We start from the raw sequence: 16,232 nt of genomic DNA, 5'->3' as shown, positions 1-16,232 counted from the left end.
CAAAGGGCGCCGCTGGTGACGAAAATTAGAGCATAGATCACACGATGCTGCTGGCCGCGCCGCGAGCACAGCCTAGCCGCCGATGCGAGACTTCAACCTCAAACGCGCGTGACCGGCGTCTCCACGGCAGCCGTTGCGCCGGCATCCAGGTAGCGCGCCAGTTCGAGCTTGGCGATCGCGTTGCGGTGAACTTCGTCCGGACCATCGGCGAAGCGCAGCGTTCGTGCCGATGCGTACGCATACGCGAGCGGAAAGTCATCGCTGACGCCGCCGCCGCCGTGCGCCTGAATCGCCCAGTCGATCACCTGGCACGCCATGTTCGGCGCGACCACCTTGATCATCGCGATCTCGCCGCGCGCGCCCTTGTTGCCGACGGTGTCCATCATGTACGCGGTCTTCAGCGTCAGGAGGCGCGCCTGTTCGATCATGCAACGTGCCTCGGCGATGCGCTCCTGCGTGACGCCTTGCGCCGCGACCGGCTTGCCGAATGCGACGCGTTGCAGCGAGCGTTTCGACATCAGTTCGAGCGCCCGCTCGGCAAGACCGATCAAACGCATGCAGTGATGGATGCGTCCCGGTCCGAGGCGGCCTTGCGCGATCTCGAAGCCGCGGCCCTCGCCGAGCAGCAGGTTGGTGGCCGGCACGCGCACGTTTTCGAGCGTGATTTCCATGTGGCCGTGCGGCGCGTCGTCGTAGCCGAACACGCTGAGAGGGCGGTGCACGGTGACGCCGGTGGCGTCGGCGGGTACGAGAATCATTGACTGCTGCTGATGGCGCGGCGCCTCGGGGTCGGTTTTTCCCATCACGATGTAGATCTTGCAGCGCGGATCGCCCGCACCGGACGACCACCACTTGTGGCCGTTGATCACGTAGTAATCGCCGTCGCGCACGATGCTCGTCTGGATATTGGTCGCGTCCGACGATGCCACCTCGGGCTCCGTCATCAGGAACGCCGAACGGATCTGGCCTTGCAGCAGCGGTTCGAGCCATTCGCGCTTGTTGTCCTCGCTGCCGTAGCGCTCGATCGTTTCCATGTTGCCGGTGTCGGGCGCGTTGCAGTTGAACACTTCCGGCGCCCAGGGCACGCGGCCCATGATCTCGCATAGCGGCGCGTATTCGAGATTCGTGAGACCGGCGCCGCGCACCGATTCCGGCAGGAACAGGTTCCACAAACCGGCGTCGCGCGCCTTCTGTTTGAGTTGCTCGATCAGTTCGGTCGGCAGCCATGCGTTGCCGTTCTCGCGATTACGCGCGATCTCCGCGTAGAACGCCTGCTCGTTCGGATAAATGTGCTCCTCGAAGAAAGCGAGCAGTTTCTCGCGCAGCGCCTGAACCTTCGGGGTGTAATCGAAATTCATGTATGACCTCGCGGATAACGGATGACAGTGTTCGGCAGCAGATGCAGTGCAACCGGTACGCGGATACGCTTAGCGCACCTTCTGCGCATAGCGCCAGGCGAGTTCGGCCATCGGCTTCGCGCGACGGCCGGCGTCGAGCGCCTGCGCGCTGGCCGCCGTGCCGTCGACGACGCGCTTCATGATCCCCTGCAGGATCGCGGCGATGCGGAACATGTTGTACGCCAGATAGAAATTCCAGTCGCCGTGAATCTCGAAGCCGGTGCGCTGGCAATAGCGCTCGACATACCGTGCTTCGTCGGGAATGCCGAGAGCGGCCCAGTCGAGGCCCGCAATGCCGCGGAATTGCGCCGGATCGACGTGCCACGCCATGCAGTGATAGGCGAAGTCGGCGAGCGGATCGCCGAGCGTCGACAATTCCCAGTCGAGCACGGCGAGCACGCGCGGTTCATGAGGATGGAAGATCAGATTGTCGAGCCGGTAGTCGCCATGCACGATCGACGCGCGCTCGCCGGTTTCGGCCGGCATATGCTGCGGCAGCCATTCGATCAGGCGCTGCATCGCGTCGATGGGCTCGGTTTCCGACGCGACGTACTGCTTGCTCCAGCGGCCGATCTGGCGCGCGAAGTAGTTGCCGGGTTTGCCGTAATCGGCGAGACCCACGGCCGCGACGTCGACGCTGTGCAGCGCGGCGATCACGCGATTCATTTCGTCGTAAATGGCCCCGCGCTCCGCCGGCGTCATGCCGGGCAAGGACTGATCCCACAACACGCGGCCTGCGACGAACTCCATCACGTAGAACGCGCGGCCGATCACGCTTTCGTCCTCGCACAAGGCGAGCATTGCCGCGACCGGCACGTCGCTGCCGGCGAGCGCATGCATCACGCGGTATTCACGCTCGACGGCGTGCGCGGACGGCAACAGCTTCGCAGCGGGGCCGGGCTTCGCACGCATCACGTAGGAACGGGACGGCGTGACCAGCTTGAACGTGGGATTGGACTGGCCGCCGGCGAATTGCTCGACGGTGAGCGGCCCGGCAAAGCCGTCCACATGCTTCGACAGCCACGCTGCGAGCGCGTCGCTGTCGAAGCGTTGCCGCTCATTGACCGGGCGCGTGCCCTCGAAGGCGGAGTAATCCGGTTTGCGCTCTGGTTCGCCGCTCTGTGTGGCTTGCACCATGTGTCTCCTCCGGTTCGGATTCAGCTACGCTTGTATTGAATGAATTGTGCGTAGAGGATTTCCATCGTCGTATTGCGGATGTCGCGATGCAGCGGCGACGGCGGTGAATAGTTGATCGTGCGCAGCACCCAGTCGCGCGGCGCGGCGCCGACGTCGAGCGCGTTGATGCAGCCGGTGGCCTGCGCGAGATGGCCGAAAAACGTCCGGCCGCCCGCAGTGATCGCATGCGACAGGATCGCGCGATTCACGCCGCCATGCAGCACGAGCAGCACGGTATCCCACGACGTGTCCTCGCGCAGCGCGGCCACCGCGGGCAAGACGCGATCGAACAGCGCGCCGATCGTCTCGCCTTCGAGAAAGCGCGTGCTTTCCGGCACGATGCCGTCGAACACGCCGAGAAAAGCCGCTTCGATATCCTGTAATGGAACGCTGCCGAGCTTGCCGCCGCGAATCTCCTGCCATGCGGGCTCGACTTCGAGTTCGATCTGCTGGCCCGTCTCGGCCAATACGCGCTGGGCGGTTTCGATGGTACGCGGCAAACCGCTGACGATCACCCGATCGAACCGGACCTGCTGCTCCGCGAACACGCGGCCCGCGGCGCTCGCCTGCTCGCGGCCGTTCGCATTCAACGGTACGGTTTCAGGATCGATGGTGCGGCCGGAATCGTCGAAGTAGGTGACGTCGCCATGACGCATCAGAAAGATGCGGCGGCGTTTGGGCAGTTGATAGTCAGGCATTGTCTTCGTTCACCCTTGGTTCACACTTCGTTCACTTGTACACGGGCGCGCGCTTTTCCAGGAACGCGGAAATTCCTTCAAGGCCATCCCGGTGATGCAGCGACGCGACAAAACTGTCGCGCTCCGCGACCAGATGTTCGGCGAGCGGCTGCGCGCCGGCCGCGCCGATCAGCCCTTTGATGCGCGCAATCGAATTCGGCGAAATCTTGCCGAGTTCGTCGGCCCATGCGACGGCGGCGTCGCGCACGGCGCCGGTCTTCGCCAGCTTGTTGACCACGCCGAGCTCGTGCAGGCGCGCGGCGCCGATCGGCTTGCCTTCGATCAGCACCTCGGTTGCCAACTGACGCGGCAAGGCTCGGGCGAGAAACCACGAGCCGCCGCCATCGGGTGTGAGGCCGACGCGCGCATACGACATCACGAATTTGGCGTCGTCCGCGGCAACGATCAGGTCGCACGCGAGCGCAAGCGAGAATCCCGCTCCGGCGGCGGCGCCGTCGACCGCGGCGATCACCGGCTTGGACGACAGGCGCAGCGCCGAAATCCATTCGCCCAGAAGATCGATGCTTTGCGCTTGCACGGACGGATCTTTCGCGCGGTTTTCCAGCAAGCGGTTCAGATTGCCGCCCGCGCAAAAAAAGTTGTCGGCGCCGGTAATCACGACGGCGCGAATCGACGGATCGCGCTCCACGGATTCGAGCGCCTCGATGCCCGCCGCGTACATGTCGGGATGCAGCGCGTTGCGCGCGCCGGGATTCGACAGCGTGAGAACGAGCGTCGATTCGCTTTCGGTCGGGCGCGAGGTCAGCAGTTCGGCGCTCATTGTTGCGCCTCCGTTGGGCTGTCGGCGGCGTCGCGTTGTGTCAGCGGCATGCCGAGTTGCGCGCGCCGTGCGAGCCAGGGCGACGGCCGGTAGCGCGGCTCGCCGAGCACGCTGAAGATGTTGCGCAGGATCGTGAGGATGGTTGGTGCGCCGAGTGCGTCGCCGAGAGCGAGCGGTCCGCGCGGATAGCCGAGGCCGAGCATCACGGCGAGGTCGATATCTTCGGGCGTGGCGATCTGTTTTTGCGCGATGTCGCAGCCGATATTGACGATCGTCGCCACCACGCGTTGCGTGACGAAGCCGGTCGAGTCGCGGATCACGGTGACGGGAATGCCGTCGGCGGCGAACAGCGCATGGGCGGTGTCACGCGCGGCGCGGCGGGTGGCGGGCGTGGTCATCAGCGTGCGGCGTTGCGCGCCGACGAGCGGGAAGAGGGCGTCGATCGCGACGACGCGGGTGGCGTCGAGCGCTTCGTCGACCGCGGCGGTGGTTGCGTCGTGACCGAACGGCGTGACGACGATCAGGGAATCCGCCGCCGGCGTGGCGCCGTCGTCGAGCTTCACGCCGGCATGATTCACGAGTTGCGCGACGGCTTCATAAGCTTGCGGATAGCGCTTGCTGATCCACACGCTTTGGGGCAGTTCAGTTGGCGCGGGCGCTTCGGCGGGGACTTGCTGCTTGCCGTCTTCGTAGCGGTAAAAACCTTCGCCGGTCTTGCGGCCGATCAGCCCGCCCGCGAGCCGCGTGCCGGTGATCGGCGACGGCGTGAAGCGCGGCTCTTCATAGAACTGGTGATAGATCGACTCCATCACCGGATGCGACACGTCGAGCGCGGTCAGATCGAGCAGTTCGAACGGTCCGAGGCGAAAGCCCGCCTGTTCGCGCATGATGCGGTCGATGTCGGCAAAGCTCGCCACCCCTTCGCCGGCCACGCGCAGGCCCTCGGTGTTCATGCCGCGGCCCGCATGATTCACGATGAAGCCGGGCATGTCTTTCGCGCGCACCGGCGTGTGGCCCATGCGGCGCGCGAGATCCATCAGCGCGTCGCCTGCCGCCGGGTCGCCGCGCAGACCGTCGATCACTTCGACGACCTTCATCAACGGCACCGGATTGAAGAAGTGATAACCGACCACGCGCGACGGGTCGATGCAGCCCGCCGCAATCGCCGTGATCGACAGCGACGAGGTATTGGACGCGAGCACGCAACGGCCGCTCACCACGGTTTCGAGTTCGCGGAACAAGGCCTGCTTCACGTCGAGCTTTTCAACGATCGCCTCGATCACGAGATCGCAACCGGCCAGATCGCCGACGGCCTGCGCGCCGCTGACCTTCGCCAGCGCGGCGGCCGAGCGTGCCTGATCGAGCTTGCCTTTGGCCGTCAATCTGGCGAAAGTCTCGGCGAGATAATCGCGCGCGGCGCCGGCCGCGACGGGGTTCGCGTCGTAGAGACGCACTGACAGGCCGGCCAGCGCGGCAATCTGCGCAATGCCGCGGCCCATTGCGCCGGTTCCGACAATGCCGATGGTTTCGATGCTGAAATTGCGAGAGGTCATTGTGATGCTCGACTCCATGGTTATTTTAGATTAGCACGCTCGTGCAATTTACCGGATGATTGGTCGACGGTCGCCGCTTTCACTTTGACGAGCGGCTTCAAACCACCCGAAGAACAGGAGACACCCGATGATCAAGCTGTGCGGTTTCGCGCTTTCCAACTACTACAACAAAGTGAAGTTCGTGTTGCTCGAATACGGCATTCCGTTCGAGGAGGTCTTCGTGCTGCCCAGCCAGGAAGAGACCATGCTCGAACATTCGCCGCTCGGCAAGGTGCCTTATCTTCAGACCGAAGACGGCGATCTGTGCGAGTCGCAATGCATCGTCGAATATCTGGCGGCGCGTTTTCCCGACAAGGCGATTTTCTCCGCGGATCCATGGGAAGCGGCCAAGGAACGCGAGTTGATTACGTTCGTCGACGTGCATCTCGAACTTACCGCGCGCAATCTCTACAAGGAAGCGTTCTTCGGCGGCACGGTGACGGAGGCGACCAAAGGGCGCGTGGAAAAACTGCTCGTGCATCACCTCGCGGGCTTCAAGCGGATTGCGAAGTTCGGACCGTATTTGCGCGGCGAGCGGTTCAGTGTCGCCGATGCGGCGGGCTATGTGAGTTTGCCGCTGGTGGGTATGGCGACGCAGACTGTCTACGGCCGCGATTTCCTGCTCGACGCCGGCGTGGACTGGAAAAGCTACGTGAAGGCGATCAACCCGAGGCCGGCCGCGCAGCGTGTGACCGAGGACCGCAAGGCGTACATCGCGGCGTCGCGTCCCGGCTGACGCATGAGCCTGCTGATGTAATGAGCGCCGATCAAACGAGCCACGGCATGCAGCGCACGCCTTGGGCGTTGCGCGCGATGGCGAGGAACGCAGGTTCGTTCGCGGCATCGCGCGGGGCATCCTAGAGCCGCGCCAGCCGGTCGAGCGCGGTGGCGAGGGTGCTCTCCTGCTTGGCAAAGCAGAAGCGCACCACGCCCGATTCATGCGCCTCGTGATAGAACGCCGAGACCGGGATCGCCGCGACGCCGATCTCGCCGGTCAGCCATTGGGCGAATTCGGCTTCGGGCTGATCGCTGATCGCCGAATAATCGACGCACTGAAAGTACGTGCCCGTGCACGGCAGCAGCTTGAAGCGCGAATTCGCGAGACCGCCGCGGAAGAAGTCGCGCTTCTTCTGATAGAACGCGGGTAGCTCCAGATAGGGCGCCGGATCTCTCATGTAATCGGCGAGGCCGATCTGCATCGGCGTGTTGACCGTGAACACGTTGAACTGATGCACCTTGCGGAACTCCGCGGTGAGGGCGGCCGGCGCGGCCACGTAGCCGACCTTCCAGCCCGTCACGTGATACGTCTTGCCGAAACTCGACACCACGAAGCTGCGCTGCGCCAGTTCAGGGTAGCGCGCGACGCTCTCGTGCGGCGCGCCGTCGTAGACCATGTGTTCATACACTTCGTCTGAGAGGATCAGCACGTTGGTGCCGCGCACGATCTCTTCGAGCTTGCGCATGTCCTCGGCGCGCCACACCGTGCCGGTCGGATTGTGCGGCGTGTTGATCAGCAGGAGCCGCGTTTTCGGCGTGATCGCGGCGGCGAGCTTGTCGAACGGAATCGTGTAATCGGGCGCCTCGAGCGTGACGAAAACCGGCTTGCCGCCGGCCAGTTCGATCGACGGCAGATAGCTGTCGTAAGTCGGCTCGATCACGACGACTTCGTCGCCGGGGTGCACCGTGCAGAGAATCGCGGTGAGCAACGCTTGCGTGGCGCCCGCGGTGACGGTGATTTCCGTGGTGGCGTCATAGCGGCGGCCGTACAGGTTCGCGATCTTGTCGGCGATTGCCTGACGCAGCGGCGCGACACCGGCCATCGGCGGGTACTGATTGTGGCCGTCGCGCATTGCGTTCGCGACCGCGTCGACGATGCGCGGATCGCAGCCGAAGTCAGGAAAGCCCTGGCCGAGATTCACCGCGCCCTTTTCGGCGGCGAGCGCGCTCATCACGGTGAAAATCGTCGTGCCGACGTCGGGCAGGCGAGACGGAAACGTGGGACTCGTGGGCGTGTCGTGCGGTGCATTCATGGCGCTGTCCGAAGCGTGGGCGAGTGGGTGGGCGAATCGAGCGAAAGGCGTCGTATGAAGCGGACGAAGCCTGATTGTAGGGAATCGCGGCGCGCTGTGCGCGCCAGGCGATCCATGTTGGCCATTCGGCCAAGGCTCATGCGGGTGCAGCCTCGCCGACGGCGTCCGCTGACACGCAGACCGAGGCCACGAACGGCGCCGGCTGAGCGATCTGAAAGCCGAAGTCGCGCGCGATCCGCCTCGCGAGCCTCAACACCGCGCGATCTTTCGAAACCAGCCAGTCGGCCTGCGCGGCATGCGCGAGTTCGAGGAACTTCTGGTCGTCGCGGTCCTTGCATTTGGGCAAGGGCTTCGCGTTCTCCGCGGGCGCGGCGGGCTCGACCAGTTGCGCGAGCCGCGCCACCACCGCGAGCGCGGCGGCCTTGTCCACATTCCGATGCACGAATTGCGGATAGTCGAGCACGTAGGTGAGTTCGGCGAGGCAGCGCGCATCGATCAGCGCGGCCAGCGCACCGTTTTCGAGCGCGGCGCGAATCGGCCGCGTGTGCGGGTCGTCGAACACGAGAATATCGATCCACACGTTGGAATCGAGGACGACGCGCAAGGCGCCGCGTGAGGCATGGGAACCGGGCATTCGTTACAATCTGGCTTTCGTCTTTGACCGCCAGGCACGGCGTGCCTGCAAGCCTCTATGATAATCGTTCTGTCGCCGGCGAAATCTCTCGACTACGACACCCCGCCGCACGTCAAGAAGCACACCATCCCCGATTTCGTCGACGAGGCAGCCGAATTGATCGGCGGATTGCGCCGTTTGTCGCCGCAGCAGATCGCATCGCTGATGGACATTTCCGATCAGCTCGCGCACCTCAATTTCCAGCGCTACGCGCAATGGTCGCCCACGTTCGGCACGCACAACGCCAAGCAGGCGGTGCTCGCATTCAACGGCGACGTGTATGAGGGCTTCAATGCGAAGACCTTGTCGTCGGCCGATCTGGATTACGCGCAGAAGCACGTGCGCGTGCTGTCCGGCCTGTATGGCTTGCTGCGTCCGCTCGATCTGCTGCAGCCGTACCGGCTCGAAATGGGCACGCGCTTCGCCAACCCGCGCGGTAAGGACCTATACGCGTTCTGGGGCGAACGGATCACGCAGGCTTTGAATGCGCAGCTAAGAAAGAAGGCCGCGGCGTCGCGCGTGCTGGTGAATTGCGCATCGGGCGAGTACTTCAAGTCGGTCAAGCCGAAATTGCTGGAAGCACCTGTCATCACGCCGGTGTTCGAGGACTGGAAGGGCGGCCGCTACAAGATCATCAGCTTTCACGCGAAGCGCGCGCGCGGTCTGATGGCGCGCTACGCGGTCGAGAATCGCCTGAACACGCCGGAACAGCTGAAGGATTTCGACGCCGAGGGCTACGCATTCGACGCCGAAGCCTCGAACGATTCCACTTATGTATTCCGCCGCCGCCTCGCCGACTAGGCGACTGCCTCGCACACATGCCGGGAAGAACATCATGACGTTATCGATTACGAGCAATTTCGACGCGGGCGCGATCGAAGTGCTGTCCTGCGAAGACGCGGGCAATATACGGCTGCGCGTGCGGCCGGACAGCCACGCGGAGTTTGCGCAGTGGTTTTACTTCCGCTTGTCCGGCGCGGCGGGCGAGCGCTGCGTGATGAGTTTCGAGAATGCCGCCGCGTGCGCCTTTGCCGAAGGCTGGCGCGATTATCAGGCGGTCGCGAGCTATGACCGGGTGAACTGGTTCCGCGTGCCGACCTCGTATGACGGCCGTGTGCTGAGGATCGACCATACGCCGGATTTCGACCGCATCTATTACGCGTATTTCGAGCCGTACAGCGAAGAACGTCATCTGGAGTTTCTCGGCGCGGTGCAGCAGATGCCGCAGGCAACGCTCACGGAGCTGGGCGCGACCGTCGAAGGTCGGCCAATGTCGCTTCTCACGCTCGGCACGCCGCAAACCGGTGATGTGCCCAAGAAGAAAGTCTGGCTGATCGCACGCCAGCACCCAGGCGAGACGATGGCCGAATGGTTTATCGAGGGTCTCGTGAAGCGCCTCGTGGGCTGGGGCGATTGGGCGGGCGACCCGGTCGCGCGCAAGCTCTACGATCATGCCGTGTTCTACATCGTGCCGAACATGAACCCGGACGGCAGTGTGCACGGCAATCTGCGCACCAATGCGGCCGGCGCGAATCTGAATCGCGAGTGGATGGAACCGGACGCCACGCGCAGCCCCGAAGTGCTGGTGGTGCGCGACGCGATTCACGCAACCGGCTGCGAACTGTTCTTCGATATTCACGGCGACGAGGCGCTGCCCTATGTGTTCGTGGCAGGCTCCGAAATGCTGCCCGGTTTCACCGAGCGGCAGGGACAGGAGCAGAAGGCGTTCATCGAGGCGTTCAAGCAGGCGAGTCCTGATTTCCAGGACAAATATGGCTATGCCGCGAGCAAATATCGCGAGGATGCGCTAAAGCTGGCTTCGAAATATATCGGCAACGAATTCGGTTGCCTGTCGTTGACGCTGGAGATGCCGTTCAAGGACAACGCCAATTTGCCCGACGAGCGGGTGGGCTGGAACGGCGCGCGCAGTGCCTCGCTCGGCGCCGCGATGTTGCAGGCGATCCTGCGGCATGTGGAGACGTTCGTTTAAGCCGCGCGTTGCAAGAAAAAGAGGCACGCACTGCAGAGTGTGTGCCTCTTTTTTATTGCGGTGCCTGAACGACCGGTGGAGCGGGGCCGTTGATTCGGCTGCGTTTATTTGCCTCGTTACTGAGACTTTTTCGCCGGCGTTTTCTTCGCTGTGGATTTGCTGGGCGACTTGTTCGATGTCGTTCGCGATGACTTGCTCGCGGTCGCCTTGGAGGACTTCGAATTCGCTTTCTTCGCGGTTTTGCCGCTTGCCGTGTGCTTGCCTTTCACGTTCTTCTGCTTGCCCGACGAGACTTGGGAGCCCGATGGCTCGGCGCTGCGCGCACGGGCCGGCGGCACCGGATCGTTCCAGCTGAACGCCAGCATCTGCGCGCCCACATAGCCGCAGCGAAACTTCAGATCGGCCGGATCGCCGCCGCCCCCCGAACGGATGCCGAGCCCTTCGACGGTGACGATGTTATCCACCTTGACACGCTGCTTGCCCTCGTCGAACGAATCGTTCCAGGGCGTCACCGAAGCGTGCGCGCTGTCAAAGGAACTGGGTGAAAATTCGACATGGTCGAAAGCAGTGGATGTGCTTGCGACAAAGTTGCCATGAGCGGCGCAGTCCGCGACTAGCGGATCGGCATGCATTTCATTGACAAATCTGTTGACGAGCTCGTTGCGCTGTTCGAGCTGATCGGCGAATGCGGGAGCAATGCATGAGAGCGAGAGACCCGCTGCAAATGTTGCCAACCGGCCGACCACCCGCAGCAACCGGCGCGGTACGTTGGTGCGATCCATCTAGTTCGTTAGGCGCTTATGAGATCAGAGGCACGTAAGATGCTCCGCGCCGGGGATGAGTTCAATCGTGACATAAATATTTTGTTCTATCGTGTCACGCGTTCGCCGGCTTCGTGTGTTCGGCTGAGGTATTGCGGCGCGCACGTTCAGGCAGGTTGCCTGTGCCGGACTTGTCAGATGCGTGGCCCACCCAATCGGTATCGGCGTACATCATAAGTAGTAACCCATGCGGGACGGTAAACCGCGATCAGTGCCGTCGACATGCCGGTGAACCAGGCTTCGCCGGTCGCGAGCAAGAGCACGCTGAACGCATAGCCGGCCGGCACCACGAGCATTGAACCATCGGCCAGCACGATGTGAATGCCGAGCGCCGCGGCTGCCGTGAGCGACACCGCGATGGCTGGCGAAACAAAACCCTGACCGAGGATGAACATGAAGAGGTTGCGCGGCAGCCAGGCGATGCTGGCGCGCTGGACCAAGGTCGAAATGCCGACAGGCAACGCGCCGAACACGAGGAAGGTTAGCGCGATGCCTTGCCAGGGCGCGTCGAAGACAACGGCGGCGAGACCAACGACCACGGCCATGGCGATGAGCGCGAGCGCCCAGTCGAACAGCGTGACGACGAGGGTAGCGCCGAGCAGATGCATGACGGTGCCGTCATCGAGCCAGGCGTTACTTGCCCACAGCACGGACACCGCGACGATGATCGCGAGCCAGACATGCTGCAATGTGCCGTCCTGAAGTCGTTTGAAAGGATTTTTCCACAGCGCGAGCGCGACCACTATCGCAGTGGCGATCCAGCCACCGACAGCGACCCAGAACGGAAGCGGTGTGTAGAGGAAACCCATGTCTTCATATTACTCGTTGGATAAGAAAAGGTGTGAGCGGATTCCATGCCAGCCGGCGCAACGCCGCCAGAAATGCGCGTGCCGGTTGAAGGCGCGAGCGCCGGCCGGCGTCATGCCGGGCCCTGGCCCAGCGGTTCGAGTTCCGGTGCCGGCGCTCCAGCCGCCGCGTTGCCATACGGCAGGGCCGGTTCGGCCGCCATCGGCAACGAACCGGGCGTGTCGTTAGCGGGCAACGGATAGCGGAAGCGCCGCTGCGTACGGCGCCGTAACGGCACGACACCGGTTTGCCCCATGACCGGACGAGTAGAAGCTTCTCCACAGTTGCGCAGTACTTGCAATTGGGCGGACAGCCAGCCGTTGTACAACGCGACCGCGGCGGCGCGGTTGGGAGCGCCGAGTTGCTGGAAGATGCTCGTCAGATGGATCTTGACCGTGCCCTCGCTGATGCCGAGCGTGCGCGCGATCATCTTATTGGTGCTGCCCATGTGGACACAGCGCATGATTTGTTGCTGACGGGGCGATAGTCCGTTGGAGAGTTTGGTGCGACGGGGTGGCGGGTTTTTTTCGTCGAACGGCCGGATCGTGGCGTCCGGCGGCAGCGGCGGATTCAATGCCAGCGCGCCGGGCGGCACATAGTGGCCGCCAAGCAAAACCATTTCAAACGCGCGCACGATCAGGCAAGGGTCGGTTTCGCGGGGCACGACGCCGAGCACGCCTTCGTCCATGAGTTCCCGCACGACGTCCGGTGAGATATGGTCGGTCAGTACTGCAACCCGCAGGTCCGGATAGTGGCTGAGTAGATGGCGGGTGTCCGCGACCGACATCCAGTCCTGCCAGTCGATCACTAGCAAATCAGGTCGCTGACGTTTGAACGCGCGTACGACCTGGCGCCAATCTTGTGCTTCGTGAAAGCGCGCCAGCCGGTCGATTTGCCGCAGTAGCGCTTTGAGCCCATCGCGGCGTTCCGCGTCTGAGTTGAGTATCGAGAATCGCATGCCATGTCTCCAGATGATTCGGGCGAAGTGGCGCGATGCATGCGCCCGGCCAAGGAGCCGGACGCATGCGATGCGTCGCCGTCCCTATGATGACAAATTCCCTTCAACTTGACGGCCTGTCCAAAAGGCATAAGAGGAATGACGTAAAAAAGCCCCGCGCGCGGCGGGGCTTTCTGACTCGACGGCTGCCCGGTCAGGCGCCGACGCCGATGCTCAATGAAAATGCGGCTGCGCGGGTTCCGCGTCTTCCGGCATTTCGGCGTGGACGATTTCGCCGAGCGGGTCCGCGTAGAGCGGCACACCGCAATCATCGCAATATTCAGGCTCGAAGCGGCCGGCATGGCGGCGCACGTCCGTCACGCCGGTCTCCTTGAGCAGCGCGACGATTTCCTCGAGGGGATCGTCCGATGCGGCGCTTTCTTGCGGCTCTTCGTCAATGCCCGGCTCGCCGTTTTCGCGGCCGTACAGCGGCCATACGACGCCGTAGATCACATCATTGCTGCCGCGGCGCGTGAAGCCGACGCGATATTCGTCGATGCGGCGTTCGCCGAAGCCCGCGACAACCGCGCGCAGGTCCTGCGGCGCGGCGCCGATCGTGTCGAACAGATAGCGCACGGCGGTGCGCACCGTGTGGGGGCGCACGCGCTCGTCGGCGTCGCGGCAGGCCGAATAATAGGCATCCGGCAGCAGGCATTCGAATTCGCAGCCCGGCAACACCAGCGACAGATTGGCGCCGCCTTGCGTGGCCCATTGCTCGAGACATTGCCCACGCTCGATCCGGCTGCCGTGCTCTTCCTCCTGCCAGCGAAACGTCGGCTCGCCCACAGGTGCCGCAACCACGGCCAGCAGGAAGCGCGGGTCGGCCAGAATCGGCGACGTTTCCGGCAGTTCGCCGAAATTGAGCTTGACGCTGCCGCCGGCCATGGCGGCTTGAGCAAGTTGCTGCGCCATGCGCCAGGTTTCCACGTGATGGCGCGGCAACTGATCGATGCTGTACAGAAACGGCGCCATGGCCACGCGCGTATTGGCCGCGAGCACGTGTGCTTGCAGGTGCGCGCGCAGGGCGTCGGCCGCATCGGTCTTGAGCGGGCCGGACGGAATCATGTAACGGGTCCAGGCGAGCACCGGCGCGGCGATCAGCAGCGCTTCGTAAGACACGCCTTCATGTTCGACGATGAACGACTCGCTGTGGGTTTCCGCCATGTCGGCGAGCGCGCCGTACGCATCCGGATGATTTTGCTGCAGATGGTCGAGCGCGGCGTCCAGCGTGGTCTGATTGGCGTTACGGACGATCTTGGTCAGCAACGCATCGAGCTTCGCTTCCCAGAAGCGGTCCTCGGTGCGGCTGCCCGACGCGAAAAGCGCGAGCGAGAGACCGACGAGTTTGTCGGCATCGGGGGGGAGACGTTTGGCGATTCGCGAGCGCATAAATCCAGAAGTTGGGAGGCACAGAACCTTATATTCTATTCTTTTCCATGCCGCCATATTGTTTGACCGGCGATGCCGGGTGGATTAGGACGTTTTCACATGAAAGAGTCGGCCCGTCGGGAGTGTTCCCACATGCGTTGTGCGGCGGCTTGGCCGGATGATATAAGACCGTCCCGAGGGGGGGGCGACCCGCTTCTATACTGGCACGCTTTAGCGGGCGCCTGACAAGGCGCATGTTCATTCGTCGCCGTGGTCTGGCACAACCGGAGGTGTTCATTGTGAAATCGGACCAACTGATCGAGCGTCTCGCCGCTGTCTTCGCGCTCATCATTCTGGTGGGCGGCTCGCTCCTGGTGCTGGCGCCTTTTACCACCGCGCTGCTGTGGGGCGCCATCCTCAGTTATAGCTCGTGGGGCTTATACCGGCGGCTGACCGTGGCGGTCGGCGGGCGGCGCAGGTGGGCCGCCACGTTGATCGTGCTGATCATTCTGGTCGTTGTGCTGGGGCCGTTCGTTTATGCGGGCTTTGCATTCGGCGCGCATGTTCATGACATCGTCGCGCTGGTGCAACGGCTCTTTGAAGCCGGCTTGCCGGATTTGCCGCCATGGGTGGGCCGAATCCCCGTGGTCGGTTCGAGCCTCGAGACCTTCTGGGAGCGCCTGACAAGTAGCAATTCGGAACTGATCGCGCAATTGCGTACCCTGGCGGCGCCGGCCGGCAAATGGATCCTGGCGGCCGCGATTGCTGTCACGCACGGGTTGGGGCTGTTGGCGCTGAGTATCGTGCTCGCTTTCTTCTTTTATACCGGAGGAGAGGGCGCGGCGGCCTGGCTGAATGCCGGCATGCAGCGTATCGCCGGCGAGCGTGCCGATTATCTGCTGGCGCTCGCTGGCAGCACAGTGAAAGGCGTGGTCTATGGGATTCTCGGCACCGCACTCGTGCAAGGGGTTCTGGCTGGATTCGGTTGCTGGATTGCCGGCGTGCCGGCCCCGGCGCTGCTTGGCCTGGCAACATTTTTCCTGTCGGTGATACCGGGCGGCCCGGTGGTCGTGTGGTTGCCTGCGGCGATCTGGCTGTATCACGGCGGCGCCACGGGGTGGGCGATCTTTCTGGTCGTTTGGGGCGTGCTGGTCGTCGGCATGTCCGACAATGTCATCAAGCCGATCCTGATTGGCAAGAACAGCGATATGCCGCTGATCCTTGTGATGCTCGGCATCCTTGGCGGGGCGTTCGCTTTCGGCTTTCTCGGCGTTTTCATCGGCCCGACCTTGCTGGCGGTCGCATATACCGTCCTGCACGATTGGACCATCGGCGCACAGGTTGCACGGCCTTTGGCGTCAGATTTAAAAGCACCGGTTGCAGAGGAGACGGGCCGCATAGAAAAGGCGCCTTGAAGAAATTCCAGATAACGCTTGCAAGGCCCGTTCGGGGTCGCTAGAATCTCGCTCTTTCGTGCCCCGGACAGCGGGGCGCGGGAAGCGGAAGAGCCAGCAATGGCGGGGGTTTGCGGCGGGTCGGACGGGTTAGAAAGTTGGAAAAACCTGTTGACGGCGTGACGGAAGTTCTCCATAATCTCGTTTCTCTGCTGCAGATGCAGCGACGCAGAACGAAGCGGTGCCGGGTGGTTGAAGTGGGCGTCGTGACGGTGGTGAATGCGCAACCGATCTTTAAAAACTAACAGCCGATAAGTGTGGGCGCTTGATGCGCGGCGCGCGGTGGATTCTTCGGGGTCTGCCGGAAGCGAAAGTATCAAGTCTCACACAGTAATGAAAGGAAGGTTTTCCTGTTGAAAGACAGGATGAT

The 16,232-nt window shown here is 63.3% G+C and carries 15 protein-coding genes; 4 read left to right on the top strand and 11 right to left on the bottom strand.

All coding sequences use genetic code 11. The features are described from left to right. Window positions 1–98: 98 nt before the first annotated feature. The 5 genes from BUE39_RS30745 to BUE39_RS30725 all read right to left on the bottom strand — a co-directional run bounded on the left by BUE39_RS30745 (window position 99) and on the right by BUE39_RS30725 (window position 5,644). On the bottom strand, window positions 99–1,358 hold the full coding sequence (locus tag BUE39_RS30745) for an acyl-CoA dehydrogenase family protein (protein ID WP_073432428.1): 1,260 nt from the start codon (window positions 1,356–1,358) through the stop codon (window positions 99–101). 69 nt (window positions 1,359–1,427) lie between these two features. After that, window positions 1,428–2,534, bottom strand: a complete 1,107-nt coding sequence (locus BUE39_RS30740; protein ID WP_073432427.1) for a phosphotransferase — start codon at window positions 2,532–2,534, stop codon at window positions 1,428–1,430. 20 nt (window positions 2,535–2,554) lie between these two features. Continuing rightward, window positions 2,555–3,271 carry a histidine phosphatase family protein gene (locus tag BUE39_RS30735; RefSeq protein ID WP_073432426.1) on the bottom strand — a complete coding sequence of 239 codons (717 nt, stop codon included), beginning with the start codon at window positions 3,269–3,271 and terminating at the stop codon, window positions 2,555–2,557. A gap of 31 nt (window positions 3,272–3,302) precedes the next feature. Beyond that, window positions 3,303–4,091, bottom strand: coding sequence for an oxepin-CoA hydrolase, alternative type (locus BUE39_RS30730; protein ID WP_073432425.1), 789 nt, complete (start codon window positions 4,089–4,091; stop codon window positions 3,303–3,305). Continuing rightward, a complete protein-coding gene (locus BUE39_RS30725) occupies window positions 4,088–5,644 on the bottom strand; it encodes a 3-hydroxyacyl-CoA dehydrogenase (RefSeq protein ID WP_073432446.1) in 1,557 nt (518 codons plus the stop codon). Before BUE39_RS30725 ends, BUE39_RS30730 begins: the two co-directional genes overlap by 4 nt. 127 nt (window positions 5,645–5,771) lie before the next feature. Here BUE39_RS30725 and BUE39_RS30720 point away from each other — a divergent pair, with 127 nt between their 5' ends. Next, window positions 5,772–6,419: a glutathione S-transferase family protein gene (locus tag BUE39_RS30720; RefSeq protein WP_073432424.1), complete on the top strand. Its 648-nt coding sequence runs from the start codon at window positions 5,772–5,774 to the stop codon at window positions 6,417–6,419. 121 nt (window positions 6,420–6,540) lie between these two features. Here BUE39_RS30720 and BUE39_RS30715 read toward each other — a convergent pair whose 3' ends face one another. Both BUE39_RS30715 and BUE39_RS30710 read right to left on the bottom strand, forming a co-directional pair. Beyond that, window positions 6,541–7,713 (bottom strand): pyridoxal phosphate-dependent aminotransferase, encoded by a 1,173-nt coding sequence (locus tag BUE39_RS30715; protein ID WP_073432423.1) that lies wholly within the window; start codon window positions 7,711–7,713, stop codon window positions 6,541–6,543. A 136-nt stretch (window positions 7,714–7,849) separates the two neighbouring features. After that, window positions 7,850–8,347 carry a putative toxin-antitoxin system toxin component, PIN family gene (locus BUE39_RS30710; RefSeq protein ID WP_073432422.1) on the bottom strand — a complete coding sequence of 166 codons (498 nt, stop codon included), beginning with the start codon at window positions 8,345–8,347 and terminating at the stop codon, window positions 7,850–7,852. Window positions 8,348–8,404: 57 nt separating this feature from the next. Between BUE39_RS30710 and yaaA the strand changes: the two genes are divergently transcribed. After that, a complete protein-coding gene (gene yaaA, locus BUE39_RS30705; RefSeq protein ID WP_073432421.1) occupies window positions 8,405–9,187 on the top strand; it encodes a peroxide stress protein YaaA in 783 nt (260 codons plus the stop codon). A gap of 34 nt (window positions 9,188–9,221) precedes the next feature. Beyond that, a complete protein-coding gene (locus BUE39_RS30700; RefSeq protein WP_073432420.1) occupies window positions 9,222–10,376 on the top strand; it encodes a M14 family metallopeptidase in 1,155 nt (384 codons plus the stop codon). A 116-nt stretch (window positions 10,377–10,492) separates the two neighbouring features. Here BUE39_RS30700 and BUE39_RS30695 read toward each other — a convergent pair whose 3' ends face one another. The 4 genes from BUE39_RS30695 to BUE39_RS30680 all read right to left on the bottom strand — a co-directional run bounded on the left by BUE39_RS30695 (window position 10,493) and on the right by BUE39_RS30680 (window position 14,429). Then, window positions 10,493–11,158, bottom strand: coding sequence for a BspC domain-containing protein (locus BUE39_RS30695; RefSeq protein ID WP_073432419.1), 666 nt, complete (start codon window positions 11,156–11,158; stop codon window positions 10,493–10,495). A 173-nt stretch (window positions 11,159–11,331) separates the two neighbouring features. Further along, entirely contained in the window at window positions 11,332–12,006 is a 675-nt protein-coding gene (locus BUE39_RS30690; protein ID WP_073432418.1) for an energy-coupling factor ABC transporter permease, read from the bottom strand. Window positions 12,007–12,116: 110 nt separating this feature from the next. Further along, window positions 12,117–13,001, bottom strand: coding sequence for a response regulator transcription factor (locus BUE39_RS30685; protein ID WP_073432417.1), 885 nt, complete (start codon window positions 12,999–13,001; stop codon window positions 12,117–12,119). Window positions 13,002–13,214: 213 nt separating this feature from the next. Next, window positions 13,215–14,429, bottom strand: a complete 1,215-nt coding sequence (locus BUE39_RS30680; protein ID WP_073432416.1) for a DUF2863 family protein — start codon at window positions 14,427–14,429, stop codon at window positions 13,215–13,217. A gap of 278 nt (window positions 14,430–14,707) precedes the next feature. Here BUE39_RS30680 and BUE39_RS30675 point away from each other — a divergent pair, with 278 nt between their 5' ends. After that, a complete protein-coding gene (locus tag BUE39_RS30675) occupies window positions 14,708–15,823 on the top strand; it encodes an AI-2E family transporter (RefSeq protein ID WP_073432445.1) in 1,116 nt (371 codons plus the stop codon). The last annotated feature ends 409 nt before the right edge of the window (window positions 15,824–16,232 follow it).

This window comes from Paraburkholderia terricola (assembly GCF_900142195.1).
In the GTDB taxonomy this organism is placed as follows: Bacteria; Pseudomonadota; Gammaproteobacteria; order Burkholderiales; family Burkholderiaceae; genus Paraburkholderia; species Paraburkholderia terricola.
This window is presented reverse-complemented; position numbering and strand designations above follow the sequence as displayed.

Coding starts and splice junctions, on each gene's coding strand:
- BUE39_RS30720 (WP_073432424.1), top strand. CDS start 5,772: ATGATCAAGCTGTGCGGTTTCGCGCTTTCCAACTACTACAACAAAGTG.
- BUE39_RS30745 (WP_073432428.1), bottom strand. CDS start 1,358: ATGAATTTCGATTACACCCCGAAGGTTCAGGCGCTGCGCGAGAAACTG.
- BUE39_RS30710 (WP_073432422.1), bottom strand. CDS start 8,347: ATGCCCGGTTCCCATGCCTCACGCGGCGCCTTGCGCGTCGTCCTCGAT.
- yaaA (WP_073432421.1), top strand. CDS start 8,405: ATGATAATCGTTCTGTCGCCGGCGAAATCTCTCGACTACGACACCCCG.
- BUE39_RS30685 (WP_073432417.1), bottom strand. CDS start 13,001: ATGCGATTCTCGATACTCAACTCAGACGCGGAACGCCGCGATGGGCTC.
- BUE39_RS30695 (WP_073432419.1), bottom strand. CDS start 11,158: ATGGATCGCACCAACGTACCGCGCCGGTTGCTGCGGGTGGTCGGCCGG.
- BUE39_RS30680 (WP_073432416.1), bottom strand. CDS start 14,429: ATGCGCTCGCGAATCGCCAAACGTCTCCCCCCCGATGCCGACAAACTC.
- BUE39_RS30730 (WP_073432425.1), bottom strand. CDS start 4,091: ATGAGCGCCGAACTGCTGACCTCGCGCCCGACCGAAAGCGAATCGACG.
- BUE39_RS30700 (WP_073432420.1), top strand. CDS start 9,222: ATGACGTTATCGATTACGAGCAATTTCGACGCGGGCGCGATCGAAGTG.
- BUE39_RS30715 (WP_073432423.1), bottom strand. CDS start 7,713: ATGAATGCACCGCACGACACGCCCACGAGTCCCACGTTTCCGTCTCGC.
- BUE39_RS30690 (WP_073432418.1), bottom strand. CDS start 12,006: ATGGGTTTCCTCTACACACCGCTTCCGTTCTGGGTCGCTGTCGGTGGC.
- BUE39_RS30740 (WP_073432427.1), bottom strand. CDS start 2,534: ATGGTGCAAGCCACACAGAGCGGCGAACCAGAGCGCAAACCGGATTAC.
- BUE39_RS30725 (WP_073432446.1), bottom strand. CDS start 5,644: ATGACCTCTCGCAATTTCAGCATCGAAACCATCGGCATTGTCGGAACC.
- BUE39_RS30735 (WP_073432426.1), bottom strand. CDS start 3,271: ATGCCTGACTATCAACTGCCCAAACGCCGCCGCATCTTTCTGATGCGT.